Annotated in this window: 13 protein-coding genes and 1 pseudogene; 4 read left to right on the top strand and 10 right to left on the bottom strand. The window is 46.7% G+C overall.

Annotated features, from left to right (window positions below; all coding sequences use genetic code 11):
- Positions 1 to 54: 54 nt before the first annotated feature.
- Positions 55 to 810, bottom strand: coding sequence for a tyrosine-type recombinase/integrase (locus tag ACJJIJ_RS06355; protein ID WP_444938971.1), 756 nt, complete (start codon positions 808 to 810; stop codon positions 55 to 57).
- A gap of 571 nt (positions 811 to 1381) precedes the next feature.
- Between ACJJIJ_RS06355 and ACJJIJ_RS06350 the strand changes: the two are divergent.
- Both ACJJIJ_RS06350 and ACJJIJ_RS06345 read left to right on the top strand, forming a co-directional pair.
- A pseudogene (locus tag ACJJIJ_RS06350) lies at positions 1382 to 3622 on the top strand (ribonucleoside triphosphate reductase).
- Between the two features lie 2 nt (positions 3623 to 3624).
- A complete protein-coding gene (locus tag ACJJIJ_RS06345) occupies positions 3625 to 4251 on the top strand; it encodes an anaerobic ribonucleoside-triphosphate reductase activating protein (RefSeq protein ID WP_444938970.1) in 627 nt (208 codons plus the stop codon).
- Between the two features lie 141 nt (positions 4252 to 4392).
- On the opposite strand, the gene ACJJIJ_RS06340 is transcribed toward ACJJIJ_RS06345, so the two are convergent.
- The gene (locus tag ACJJIJ_RS06340; protein ID WP_252085717.1) at positions 4393 to 5166 is read right to left on the bottom strand and encodes an FMN-dependent NADH-azoreductase; all 774 of its coding nucleotides are present in this window, start codon (positions 5164 to 5166) and stop codon (positions 4393 to 4395) included.
- A gap of 121 nt (positions 5167 to 5287) precedes the next feature.
- Here ACJJIJ_RS06340 and ACJJIJ_RS06335 point away from each other — a divergent pair, with 121 nt between their 5' ends.
- Entirely contained in the window at positions 5288 to 6163 is an 876-nt protein-coding gene (locus ACJJIJ_RS06335) for a LysR family transcriptional regulator (RefSeq protein ID WP_444938969.1), read from the top strand.
- A 93-nt stretch (positions 6164 to 6256) separates the two neighbouring features.
- On the opposite strand, the gene ACJJIJ_RS06330 is transcribed toward ACJJIJ_RS06335, so the two are convergent.
- The 4 genes from ACJJIJ_RS06330 to ACJJIJ_RS06315 all read right to left on the bottom strand — a co-directional run bounded on the left by ACJJIJ_RS06330 (position 6257) and on the right by ACJJIJ_RS06315 (position 9936).
- Positions 6257 to 6466 (bottom strand): cold-shock protein, encoded by a 210-nt coding sequence (locus tag ACJJIJ_RS06330; protein WP_020412807.1) that lies wholly within the window; start codon positions 6464 to 6466, stop codon positions 6257 to 6259.
- Positions 6467 to 6781: 315 nt separating this feature from the next.
- The gene (locus tag ACJJIJ_RS06325) at positions 6782 to 7609 is read right to left on the bottom strand and encodes an SDR family NAD(P)-dependent oxidoreductase (protein WP_444938968.1); all 828 of its coding nucleotides are present in this window, start codon (positions 7607 to 7609) and stop codon (positions 6782 to 6784) included.
- 1 nt (position 7610) lies between these two features.
- Positions 7611 to 8579 carry an SDR family oxidoreductase gene (locus ACJJIJ_RS06320; RefSeq protein ID WP_444938967.1) on the bottom strand — a complete coding sequence of 323 codons (969 nt, stop codon included), beginning with the start codon at positions 8577 to 8579 and terminating at the stop codon, positions 7611 to 7613.
- Between the two features lie 13 nt (positions 8580 to 8592).
- On the bottom strand, positions 8593 to 9936 hold the full coding sequence (locus ACJJIJ_RS06315; protein ID WP_444938966.1) for a flavin-containing monooxygenase: 1344 nt from the start codon (positions 9934 to 9936) through the stop codon (positions 8593 to 8595).
- Between the two features lie 117 nt (positions 9937 to 10053).
- Here ACJJIJ_RS06315 and ACJJIJ_RS06310 point away from each other — a divergent pair, with 117 nt between their 5' ends.
- Positions 10054 to 11058, top strand: a complete 1005-nt coding sequence (locus ACJJIJ_RS06310; protein ID WP_444938965.1) for an AraC family transcriptional regulator — start codon at positions 10054 to 10056, stop codon at positions 11056 to 11058.
- A 104-nt stretch (positions 11059 to 11162) separates the two neighbouring features.
- Here the strand turns inward: ACJJIJ_RS06310 and ACJJIJ_RS06305 are convergent, their stop codons facing one another.
- The 4 genes from ACJJIJ_RS06305 to ACJJIJ_RS06290 all read right to left on the bottom strand — a co-directional run bounded on the left by ACJJIJ_RS06305 (position 11163) and on the right by ACJJIJ_RS06290 (position 13082).
- Positions 11163 to 11486, bottom strand: coding sequence for a hypothetical protein (locus tag ACJJIJ_RS06305; protein WP_444938964.1), 324 nt, complete (start codon positions 11484 to 11486; stop codon positions 11163 to 11165).
- 94 nt (positions 11487 to 11580) lie between these two features.
- Positions 11581 to 11898 carry a hypothetical protein gene (locus tag ACJJIJ_RS06300; RefSeq protein ID WP_252085710.1) on the bottom strand — a complete coding sequence of 106 codons (318 nt, stop codon included), beginning with the start codon at positions 11896 to 11898 and terminating at the stop codon, positions 11581 to 11583.
- Between the two features lie 162 nt (positions 11899 to 12060).
- Positions 12061 to 12363 carry a hypothetical protein gene (locus ACJJIJ_RS06295; protein WP_252085709.1) on the bottom strand — a complete coding sequence of 101 codons (303 nt, stop codon included), beginning with the start codon at positions 12361 to 12363 and terminating at the stop codon, positions 12061 to 12063.
- Positions 12364 to 12569: 206 nt separating this feature from the next.
- On the bottom strand, positions 12570 to 13082 hold the full coding sequence (locus ACJJIJ_RS06290) for a hypothetical protein (RefSeq protein ID WP_444938963.1): 513 nt from the start codon (positions 13080 to 13082) through the stop codon (positions 12570 to 12572).
- Between the last annotated feature and the right edge of the window lie 97 nt (positions 13083 to 13179).

Below are 13179 nucleotides of genomic sequence, written 5' to 3'. Positions count from 1 at the left end.
AGTTTCGTCAGGGAAAAGGAGGGAACTTACCTTGCCGTCTTTTCACCGCCCTGCTTAATGAAAATCAGGCAATTTCAACCCTAAACAAGAATTCTTAAATACTTCCTTGATACGTTTTTCCCAAGGGTCGATATAAATTAAGGTCATATCTGCTGTAGAATGACCCAAAATATCTTGAATCAATTGAAGGTCAAATCCCTTACGGTCCATCCAGCTCGCAAGACTACGCCGCCCACTATGGCTAGAACCACCATGAATTCCGGCTTGCTTTATAAGGTCACGCGCAAGGTTCTCGAATGAACCACACACCAGAGTTGTTTTTATATTTCCATCGGCATCAGGATATTTCTTGAAATTGAAAGATAGCTTGCGCCACTGTTTACCTTTCAGAGATAGAAATACCGGACTATCTGGTGCTAGCCCACCAAAAGTCCCATCTTCACTGAGCATTACACGATCCTCTATGCGCTGTGCCCGAAGATCCTCTAGTGAAGCTCTCTGCTGTGGAACTAAAAGGTATACCGTTCGAGGCTTCCCTGTCTTGGTATATGTTCCAGGCAGCCTAAAAGCCTGCTTTAGCTCACCTGTTGAGTGGTATATATCCCCAATTTTTAGCTGTGCGACTTCATTGATCCTTAGTCCGCTACCAAATAACATCCAAATCAGAGCTACATTCCGCTTCCCTGTATCGCCCCGCGAAGCTGCCCACAGGATATGAGCCAACTGCTTTGGCTGCTCCACGATCTCAGCCTGTCCTGAGCCAGGCACAGTGACTGACTCCAACCTATTCACAGGTCTAGTTCTAGCCATAGGTTTCCCCTGATTATCACAAATACATCATATCTCGTACCTGTGACAATGGTTGTTAATGCGCCATCTGATTAGCTCAAAGCTAGCAAAACCGGGCCTTGATGGGAATGTTTGCAGGCGGGCAACTCTAGCGAAAAAATCGGGGGACTGACACGTGTCAGTGCAGTTGTTTTTAAAATTATCAGCTGGGAGCCAGGTATAAATTTAGTAAGCATCCCACCCTTTGTCGGTACAAACTTGGCAGCCACTAAGCTCCGATGAGTCAAGCTTTAGTTATTAAGCTCACCTCGGCTTTTGGTGCTACAAAGGTTCCGGCCATTGCCGGGTTTGCAGAAGCGACAATTCCAGGTAGTAAACGAAACGTGCTAGTTACAACTCCGTTCGTGGTCTTCATATCTTTCCCCATTTTCAAATTGCCACTTCCTTAATATTTTTTAGCTAGACACCTCAGCTACCTAACACCACATAATGTGCCACAAGTTAGCAGTACGCACTATATATAGTGATCCAGATCAAGTGCTTCTACCTTGCTCTTTTATAAGCTTCCCGCACAATCTGTGAAGGAAGGCCCATGACAAGTACCACTACTCCAGAAATTGACAGTGCGATATCTCCTACTCAAAACCTAAGCAGTTTTCTGGTGCGAAAGCGGGATGGGCGCGCTGTGGCCTTTGACCCACAACGAATTACCGCGGCGTTGATACGCGCAGGACAAGTAACTGGTGAATTTGGTGAGGATGAAGTTGATTGGCTAACCCAGGGCATCTTGAAGGTGATTAATCATCGCTTTGATGCAGCGACACCAGTCGATATTGAGGAAATCCAAAATATCGCCGAGCAAATATTAATCAATTGCGATTACATAGATACAGCACGGGCCTATATCGCCTATCGGGAGCGGCATGCGCGCATACGCAATGACCAACAAACTCTGGTAGATGTTGGGGCTTCCATTGAAGAATATCTGGAGCAGGCGGACTGGCGTGTCGCTGCCAATGCCAACCAGGGCTACTCCCTCGGCGGCCTGATTTTAAATAGTGCCGGTAAAATGATTGCCAATTACTGGCTAAATCATGTCTATTCCCCGGAGATTGGTGCAGCCCACCGGGATGGCGATTTACACATCCATGACCTGGATATGTTAGCCGGCTATTGCGCAGGCTGGTCACTACGTACCCTGCTGCACGAGGGGTTGAATGGGGTTCCCGGCAAAGTGGAGTCTGCACCGCCCGCCCACTTGACCAGTGCAGTTGGGCAGATCGTTAACTTTCTTGGCACATTGCAAAACGAATGGGCTGGAGCCCAGGCATTTAGCTCCTTCGATACTTATCTCGCACCCTTTGTTCGCAGGGATCAGCTGGATTACGCCAGTGTGCGCCAGTGCATGCAAGAGCTGATTTTTAACCTGAACGTGCCATCCCGCTGGGGCACCCAGACTCCCTTTACCAACCTCACTTTCGATTGGGTTTGCCCTCAAGACTTGCAAGACCAGGTGCCGGTGATTGCCGGCAAAGAAATGCCATTCACTTATGGTGACCTGCAGATGGAAATGGACCTGATTAACCGCGCCTATATTGAGGTGATGAGTAAAGGGGACGCGCGCGGCAGGGTCTTCACTTTCCCAATTCCAACTTACAATATCAGTGAGGACTTTCCCTGGGAGAGCGAAAATGCGGAACGGCTATTTGCCATGACTGCCCGCTATGGACTGCCCTACTTCCAAAACTTTATTAACTCAGACCTCAGTCCAAACATGGTGCGCTCCATGTGCTGTCGCCTACAACTGGACCTGCGAGAGCTGCTTAAACGGGGCAATGGATTATTTGGCTCCGCGGAACAGACCGGCTCTCTCGGTGTAGTAACGATCAACTGTGCACGTCTGGGCTATTTGTATAAGGGGGACTGGGACCTCCTGCTCGCCCAGTTAGATAAACTACTGCTACTTGCACGGGATTCCCTGGAAGTGAAGCGCAAAGTGATTCAGCGGCATATGGACGCCGGCCTGTTTCCCTACACGCGTCGCTATCTTGGCACACTGCGTAACCACTTCTCCACCATTGGCGTTAACGGCATTAATGAAATGCTGCGAAACTTTAGTGAAGACCGTGAAAGTATCGTCACAGAGCCTGGTAAAAAACTTGCCGAGCAATTGCTCGATCATATTCGTTTGCGAATGACACAGTTCCAGGAACAAACCGGCCACCTCTATAATCTCGAAGCCACACCGGCTGAGGGAACTACTTACCGTTTTGCCCGCGAAGACCAAAAGCGCTATGAGGACATTATTCAGGCCGGCAGCACGGAAGCACCTTACTATACCAACTCATCCCAGCTGCCAGTCGGCTTTACCGATGATCCTTTCGAAGCTTTGGCCCGGCAGGAATCCCTACAATCCCGTTATACGGGTGGCACTGTGCTGCACCTATACCTGGGCGAACAACTGCCAGATGCCGATAGCTGCCGCCGCTTATTACAGCGCGCCCTGAAAAATTATCGGCTGCCCTATATCACAGTAACTCCCAGCTTTTCTATATGCCCAGTACACGGCTACCTGAGTGGCGAACACGAATTCTGTCCCCGCTGCGATGAGGCCCTGCTCGCTCGTGAGCAATCTTGCTGCAGCGATTAAAACCAACCACCAAGGAGAGACATCATGAATAAACCAACCTCACCACTCAAAAATGAAGAGCGCACGCGCTGTGAAGTCTGGAGCCGGGTGATGGGCTATCACCGCCCGGTCTCCTTCTGGAATCCAGGCAAACAATCGGAACACAGGGAGCGCCGCTTTTTTGTTGCTGGTAGTGACAAATAACCATGGCTGAAAAGCTGCGCATTGGCGGTTTTACACCATTTACCGCTATCGACTTCCCTGGTGAATTGGCCGCGGTAGTCTTTTGCCAGGGATGCCCCTGGCGTTGCCGCTACTGCCATAATGGTGATCTGTTGCCGGCCCGCGCGCCTAGTGCCTACGACTGGGACCAGATATTGGGGTTCCTCGCCAGCCGGCAAGGACTGCTGGATGCGGTGGTATTTTCTGGCGGGGAGCCAACTGCCCAGGGGGCACTGGAAGCCGCCATTGCCCAAGCCCGAAGCCTGGGGTTTAGGATAGGTTTACATACTGCCGGGATCTACCCTCGAAAACTGAGTCGCTTGATCCCCAGTTTGGACTGGGTTGGGCTGGATATAAAGGCGTTGCCGGAAAATTACCCAGCCATTACCGGGGTAGAAGGTAGCGGTACCGCACCCTGGCAAAGTGTAGAGCTACTCGTCAAGGCTGGAACACCTCTGCAAGTACGCCTTACCAGACATCCTCACCTCACCAGTGATGAGGAGCTAGCTCAAATTCAGGAGAAGCTTCACAACAGTGGCGTTCATCATTTAGAGGTGCAACGCTGTAATACTGAGCAAGCGCTTGACCAAACCCTGAAGTTTATTTCATAGAGCTAAAAAACTTGGGGGACGAAATAGAATCGATGGTCGGCCAAGGACATCTTCTTTTTATGACTCTTCTGATGGCGGGCTCAAAGGCCAGTAAAGAGGCCTAGCTTGGCCTCTTCCCGATAGGACACCAGTGCCAGCAGTTCAATCTTGCATTTGAGCAATACCTTGCTTTCTTAGGGCGAGCGCTTTGGGCTGTGTTGAATGAGAGTGAGTAAGTTGGCTTTTGAGTTTAGTCGCAAGCTCTTCGGCCAATGACTGACTTTGCAATAAAGCCTGGTTTACCGAATTTCGATGCCGTTGATCCGCAAACTCCTGGAATTCCGCATTGATTTCATATACTTGATCGACCCCCAGGTAATGGCTCAGTGTCCTGATATGAGGACCCAAGTGATTCATGTTCTCGCGTATTCCTCCCTCTGCAAAGCCAAATTCTCCAGCAGAAGTAATTAGCACCAGCATCTTTCCCGACATAATGGGCTCAAGCGGATAGTCTCCACGGGCCAAGTCAAAGGTGAAGGTCTTATTAATACGTATCACCTGATCGAACCAAGCTTTTAAAGCCGCCGGCATACCGTAGTTGTACATTGGGGAAGACATTACTATGACATCCGCCTGGTCAAGCTCATTAATCAAAGTATCCGATAATGCAACTAGGGATTTTTGCTCTTCACTACGCTGATCTTCTGGAGTGAATACAGAGGCAATCCAATCCTGGGTAATGAATCCTGGCGGGGTCTGGCCAACATCCCTATAGATGAGTTTATCTCTTGGTCTTAGCCCAAGCCAACGCTTCACAAAACTTGCGGCAACGGCCTTGGAGATAGAGGAGTGTTTTGGTATGTCCCTATACTCCTCCGGCACCTGAATAGCCCCAAAAATCTGGGCGCTGGCTTCAATATGAAGAAGGGTTTTCATCTACTAGACCTCGAAAAATTCATCATTTGGTCCAGCGATAGTGCAGCCTACAAGCATTCTTGACAAATGAGATATTTTTCCTTATAGATGAATTAATTTCATCTATAAGGAAGAGTAGTCCATGTATCCAAACCTACCCTCCCTCAATTCCTTAAAGGTTTTTGATGCGGCTGCGAGGCTCGGTAGCTTTAAGAAAGCTGCAGAGGAACTCTTTATTACCCCTACAGCAGTATCCCATCAGATAAAAAGCCTGGAAGAAACGCTAGACAGTCAGCTGTTTGAGCGTAAAACCCGCGCAATACAATTAACAGAAGAAGGAAGGCTACTCGCAGAAACAACTTCACGAGCCTTTCAGCAACTTGCCGCAGCAATAGGTGAAATCGCTAACTCAAATCGTGTGATTGCTGTCAGTACAACTTCATCTTTTGCGGCTCTGTGGCTGGTTCCCCACCTGGAGCGCTTTTATCAGAAGCATCCTGGTATCGAGATATCCATTTCGACCGGTGAACAGATAGATGATATTGAGCGCGACCGACACATTGATGTAGCTATTCGCTACGGTGAATTTGATCCAAAAGCCAAAAATAGTACAAGGCTTATTACTGAATCAGTGGGTATGTATGCTACGCGGAACTACTTAGCAAACATAACCGACCTCGAGCAGGCGCAGCTATTAGAAACCAAATGGATCAACCAATCTTTAACCCCATTCAGTTGGAAATCCTTACTTGGCGACTTCAATAAAAACCTTACCATTCGTCAATATGATCAGGAGTATCATGTCATACAAGCCGCATTGGCTAGCCAGGGGATTGCTTTAGTCAGTTCCCTACTAATTCAGAATGCCTTACAGAACAGATGGTTGTTGCCGTATAAAAGCACAGCTATAAAGCAAAAGGCTGAAGGGCTTTCATATTACGCAGTAATCCCAGGCCGTAATATAAATAACAAGCAGATTAGTGTGTTTCTTGATTGGCTACTCGAAGAAATAGAATAAACTATATATACAATTTATACGATATCGCCCTTACGAGCAAAACTCGAAAGGGCGATAAACAAGCCATCACTAAAAAGCAATAAGACTTAAAAATTAAAGGCAAATAATATTTTCTGCCTGAGGGCCCTTGGCACCCTGGGTCACTGTAAATTCTACAGCTTGCCCTTCCTGCAATGTTTTAAAGCCACTGCTGGCAATATTGCTGAAGTGTGCAAAAACATCGGGGCCGGATTTTTGTGCAATAAAACCAAAACCCTTGGCTTCATCAAACCACTTAACAGTACCAGTCGTTGTGTTAGACATAATAAATATCCTGAGAAAATAAATTGATCATAGTTGACCTGTTGGTCGAGCGGGCAAAAACTGAGAATTTAAAAGAGACAGAACGAAGGATTATGACTAAAACTACGAGTTGAACTAAAATAAAAACTGGGCGTTTATACCAGCTATCAGGATAGTAGCACCTAAAGCTAACTCTTGTCTATAAAAATAGAAATTAAGGGAAGGAATGAAGCAGATAACTCAATAGCTGTATTATAAATGGCCTACTTTAAAGATTTTCCTCCTAAGCTATAGTTCACTCAGCGTCCTAGAGTGCTCCCACTAGGGAGTTGTACCTTAGGGAGTGGTACCTAGCTCCATACGAAAGCGCCTTCTTAACTGTTTGAGAAAGGTCGTCGGGGCCAGCCTGTACAAGTAGGCTCCAATCAGGCTTATATCTTTTGGAAACCAACGCTCCCTGCCCTTTTCCAGTGACGTCAAAATCTGATTGGCCATCCACTCAGGGCTACGCACCGCTCCCACGGTGCTCCTTTGGTGCCTGGCCTGCCCACCATCTCCAGCTAGAGCGTTTTGCTCAATCGCTGTAGCCAGGAAACTTGGGTAAACCATTAATACACTAACTCCATCGTTCCGCACTTCCTCACGGAACACCTCAAAATACTGGTGCAATGCACTCTTGGCTGCACAATAGCCCGCGCGCCCCAATACCGGCATCCATCCAGCCATTGAACTGATATTTACCACACAGCCAGAGGCCGCTTTTAGCCCCGCAAACAAGCCTTGAGTAAGCTCTACCGGTGCATGGTAATTCACCACCATCACCTTGCGAATAACCGTGCTGGACGTTTGTGAAGAGAGACTTCGATGCGTAATGCCGGCATTGTTTACCAACAGATCAACTCTCGAGTACTCATTCTGTAAGGATTCAACCAGCTCCTCTACGGCCAAATAATTTGATAGATCAACGGTATATATTCTGACCCGAACATCGAGAGCCCTAAGCTGGGCCTCTCTTTGGCGAAGTTTTTCGGTTGAAATATCGACCAGAACAAATTCAGCTCTATATTTTTTTGCAAGGCACAGGGTAATTGCCCAACCCAAGCCTTCGGCAGCCCCTGTAATCACAAAAGTCTTCTGTAAATTTTCCGGCTGATTTTTGTCCATTTCAACTGTCCTCCACAAGCAAGGGCGATTTACTGGAGAGCGCTACAATGCCGAGAGATTTTTCTGCAAACAGGCGGAAGACTTCTCTGGAAGTCTTCTCCGGAATAAAGCCCAACTCTTCTTTCAAGCGGCGGTTATTCAATACCGGTCTGTATTGCAAAAAGGCTACATGGCCTGGGTGGGTATCTGTTAAGTAGAGGCTGTAACCCAGCCAGAGAACCGCTTTTATCAGCCAGACTGGTGGCCTTACCAGTGGCTTAGACAGAGTCTGAGCTATTTCCCTGGGGCTAAGACTGCCATCACCGGTTAGATTGAATATGCCACTAGCCCCAGTACTCACACCAAACGTAAGTGCGCGGATCACATCCTGGTCCCAGATAAAAACAAAGGGGGAATTGTGCCCACCGGGATCCAGAAGTACTTTTCGGCTAAAAAGTGCGCTGATTTTGTTATTGGTCTTTGCACCCAACACAGAAGACACGCGAAAAACCAGCTGTTTGAGATACGGATACCGCTCACGGTATTCAGCCAGCAACTCCTCTACTTTACGCTTGTTATTGGAGTAGCCAAATTCAGGGTTCCCCCTCAAAGGGTGATGCTCTTCGAGTTTGGGCGGATTATCCGGATAATAACCATAGGCGGCGCCGCTACTTGTCACAGTGATATGTTCAACCCCAGCGTAGAGACAAGCCTCTAATACATTCCTTGTGCCTTCCACATCTATACGGTATTCAGCAGCATGATCACGGCCCGCTGCCATCACCGACGCTAGATGAATCACATGGGTTATAGATTCCGCCTGAATAAACTGGCCAAGGTCTTTATCACAAATATCCCGCGCCAGAACGGGAAAACTTGCGGTTCTAGTTCGAATATCCACCCCGATCACAGGGAAAGTCTTCCTCAATTGCTCCCCGAGCTGATGACCGATATATCCCGCCGCCCCAGTAATCAAAACCCGTTTGTTCATTCTGAGGCTCCTGTCAGGAAGTCGCTTCTGATCTAATTGTATGAAAAACCTCCTCTCGTGGTAGCAGGTCTTTTTGCAAACCTGCCTTGTGCGTTCTGAGTGCCTTTAAATAGGCGTCTTTGTGTACGTAATACGCCATGCGCTCAAGGTCCAGATAATGCATACCGCCGTTTACACGATTTGCTGATCTCTGCTGGATGATTTTCCTAAATCTACTAGCAGACGGCGCACCAGAAATTAATTGGCGAATATAAAGGGCAACAAGCTCTGCTTGCTTGTTACGCCCTTCCCAGCCCAATCCAGCCGCCTCCACCATACCCATCATAAATAGGTTATCGGATTCAGGATGAAATACATTCAGATACAGGCTCGGTGCATAACCACTCCAGTTCAGTTCACTGCTATCGATAAACGGATAGTGCAACTTGTAACCGGTGGCCTGTACGATCAGGTCATATTCTCCACATCCACCCTCTGAGAACTTCACCTTATTCCCATGCACCGATTTGATATCAGACCTAGGGTTGATATCGCCATGGCCAATATGATGCAGCAGTAAGGAGTTGACTACCGGGTGGGATTCAAAGAGTCGGTAATTGGGCTCTGGCAAACCATATTGAGATGGGCTGCCTAAAGAGAATTTGACCAGCGCTTTTGTAAGGCGCCGCTTAACAAAGAGCGGTAACCGAAGCTTGCCGCCCAGCTGATCGATAGGCTTACCGGCTATGTACTTCGGCAGAAAGTAATAGCCTCGGCGCAGGCTGATATCAACGCTTTTCGCTTTATGGACTGCGTCTACAGCAATATCCGCTCCACTGTTGCCACAACCAATCAACAGGACTCTTTTTCCAGCAAAGATTTCAGAGGACTGGTATTGTGCAGAATGTAACAACTCCCCACTAAATTGGCCTGGAAGTGCGGGTTGATTGGGGTGGTGCAAAGTGCCGCTGGCAATGAGTAATCCGCTAAACTCCCGAGTTCTTTCCTGCCACTTTCTACGAGTGGTAATCAGCCAGTTTTCTCCACTGCGCTCGCATCTCAAAACTTCTGTGTCGAACTCGTAATGGCCGTAAAGGCCAAATTCTCTCGCATAGGAGCAAAAGTAATCCCGCATCTCCCGATGGCTTGGGTAGTCAGCAACACTCTCCCCCATCGGAAACTCAGCGAATTCAGTCATTTTCTTGGAGGAAATAAGATGGGCCGACTCATACATAGTGCTGGTGGGGTTATCAATATCCCATAAGCCACCCACATCACCGTGCAACTCAAAGCCGATACAGGGAATACCATGCTTGAGTAAATTTCGAACGGTGCAAAGCCCCATAGGGCCGGCACCAATTACGGCGTAAGGTTTCACGGTAGTTACCCCTCCCTGTTGACTTGTTTAAGAGCCGAGTCAGAAGGAATATATCGTGACAAACACCCTAAGGATCGTCATTATCGGGCAGGTACTGGTTATTTTGGGACATTCATAATGGATTTGACCGACACCAGAAGCGTTAATCTGAGCTATACCAAAGCTTTACTAGAGGCTCTAGCCAGCATGGATCTCCCTATACCTGGGGAAACCAACAGAATCCTGTCCCAAATACACCAGAAGGAACGCATCTCTATTCATCTGCAGGAGCGGCTGTGGGAGTCGGTAATCAATAGCTACCCCGACACTTTACTGGGTATTAAGCTCGGGCTTGCCATGCAGGCCAACCAAATCGGCCTAGTAGGTTACCTGCTGATGACGCAAAAAGATTTGGGAGAGGCGATAGAGCAACTGATTAGTTACCACCCACTGCTGGGCGAAGGTGGGCACTTTGAACTGCGACGCGATGCGTTCTCGGTAAACCTCTGCTACCACCCCAACTTCCTGAATTTCGCACAAATCCGGGTAGAAACGGTGCTCGCTGCCTGTATTGCGCAAACCCGAATTTTAACCGGTGGGAAGTTTCAGCCCCTTAAACTACTGCTCGCCTACCCTGCGCCTAGCCTTGCCCTGCAGCAACGCTATCAGGCACTGTTACAAATACCCGTTGAGTTTAATGCAGGGGTTTCGGCAATCCAATTCCCCACTAAAGATCTGTCGCTGCCATTAATCGCCGCAGATAAAGAAGTGGAGGCCTGTTTAAAGCCAAAGGCAGAAGCCCTCCTACAGGCACTTACACAGAAAACCCAGCATCGGAAAGTAACCCTATTGCTGCAGCAAACTCCAAACTTAACACGTGAACAGGTCGCACAGCGCCTTTGCCTTAGCCCAAGGCACCTAGCGCGAAAATTACAAGAAGAACAGCTTAACTTCCGTGTACTACAGGATGAGGTACGCAGCTATTATGCAAAACAGTGGTTAAGAGAGGGGGAAAAAACCAACCTGGAAATCGCTGTAGCGCTTGGGTACACGGATGAGAGTGCGTTTGGAAAAGCTTTTAAGCGTTGGGGTGGAGTAACACCCAGCGCTTATAGGGAAAGCCACATTATAAATTCTGAATAAACTTGATCAGGTCATTTAGAATTCATTGACTTACCTAGCTTATAGGCAGCCGGCAACAGAGCTAGTCTTTACCACTGCCTTTGCATCTATCATTACCACAAACCTTAAACGTCTTCAGAAACTCTAATAGAGACAGCATTCATATCGCTGCCATCACAGCCTTTCACCCTAAGGGTCACCTTCGAGTTGGTGTGATAAGCGGAGAGTGCTATGGAGAGAATATGATCAAACATTGGGTTAGTTAAACTGACCTTTAATCTTGCAGAAGCACAGTCTTCCACTATGACATTTTCATTAGACTCGATATAGAGCTCGGCCAAGCCCCAACCTATCCCAACACTTTTAATGGTAATTGGAGGCGTAGTTGTATCCGCCATAGCAACTTGAGAAATAAAGAACAACAAAAAAACGCAAATATATTTTTTCACAAAAACTTCCGATACTATCATTCGACTCAACAACAAATCCTAACCACGCAGGATTCTATTTGGCCCACACTCATAAGCCTAAGAGCTTAAGGGATTAGTCTGTAATCTTGATCGCCACTGCATTCATATCGGTTCCATCACAGCCTTTCACCCTAAGGGTTACTTTCGACTTGGTATGGTAAGCGGAGAGTGCTATGGAGAGGATATGGTTAAACATCGGATTGGTTGAACTTACCTTCAACCTTACATTTGAACAATCTTCCACAATGACATTTTCATTGGACTCAATAAAAAGGTCACTTGACCCCCAGCCGGTACCAATAGCTTTAATAGTAATTAACGGAGTGGAAGTATCCGCCAAAGAAGCCTGAGCAACAAAAGACAATAAAAAGACAAAAATAATTTTTTTCATAAAAAAATTCCGCAAACCATACTTACAGCACTTAACAGGCAAGACCTGACATACTGATTGCCACCCTACCAAAAGCTACCAGAGTAGCCTCAAAACCTTATTATCAAGCATTAAAACTTCAGCCGATAAAAAATCACAAAGCCCACTTGGAAATTTAAGAGGTTAGAAATCCTGATAAAGATAATCTATTGACTTTCTATTACCCTCACAAACCTCAACCCTCACTGCAACCTCAGCACCTGTAGCTGCCGCTGATAGCAATATAGAGAACCATGCTTTTTTAATTTCAGAATCAAGTGCAAATTCATAGTACTCATTAAGAGAGCCATTACACGAATCTTCTTTTAACCGGAATTTTACAGATTCGCCACTAGGGTAAATCCTATCAACCAGACCAATATTAGTCACAGCTAACGACTCTGCCGATAGAATAAAAAGAAACAATAAAATGGATGCTTTTTTCACACCAACCTCCAAAAAACCACAAACGAAACAATAAAAACAGCTCAAAGAAAATAAGACAGATCTTATCTTGCCTTTAACTTGGCCTTACCTGGCCAAAAAGATATTCTCGAAAGCCAAACCAGCATCGGCAATTCACCCCCAACCCTAGCATTCTCACAAAGAGCCATATAACGCCAATACTTTATTCTTACCCCAGTAAAAGTTAGCTATTGCCGATCACAACCCAGCCACTTAATCTCAAGCCTTTCAGCAATATCTTTATGACCACGGTACTTTAGAAACTCTAAGGACTCAGGGTACCGCTCACTCAACTTACAAACACCGTTTAATCTCTCAAAATAATTGAGAAACCTCTCATTTCCTGACGCCAACGATACCCAGTAAAGAGCTTCATCTTCTAATGTAAAGTATCGCCTATAAGCATCTATACCTCGCTCACAAGGAAACTCCTCTCCTGTCATCAAGAGCAAAGAATTTTTTATAAACAAATACTTTTCCCTCTCACTTGTATCAGGATCTATAGAACATAAAAACTTATCAGTATAGACAGGCTCACCATTCGAATAATTACGCATTTCCGGAATCAACTTTATCAAAGTTGATTCTGCCCCATCTATAAAACCAGATACCTTTCCACTCAAATCTGAATGCCCAGTATCTGATTGTGCCTGAGAACAGCCACAGAGAAGCACTATTAAAACTATCAAAGACCTAGCCATCAAAATACACTATAAAAAGTCATTCTCGAAAGCCAAATTAGCACCGACCACTTACCCAGAATCCTACTATTCTCACAAAGAGCCATATAACGCCAAT

Source organism: Microbulbifer mixtoriginis (SeqCode), from assembly GCF_052467945.1.
This window is presented reverse-complemented; position numbering and strand designations above follow the sequence as displayed.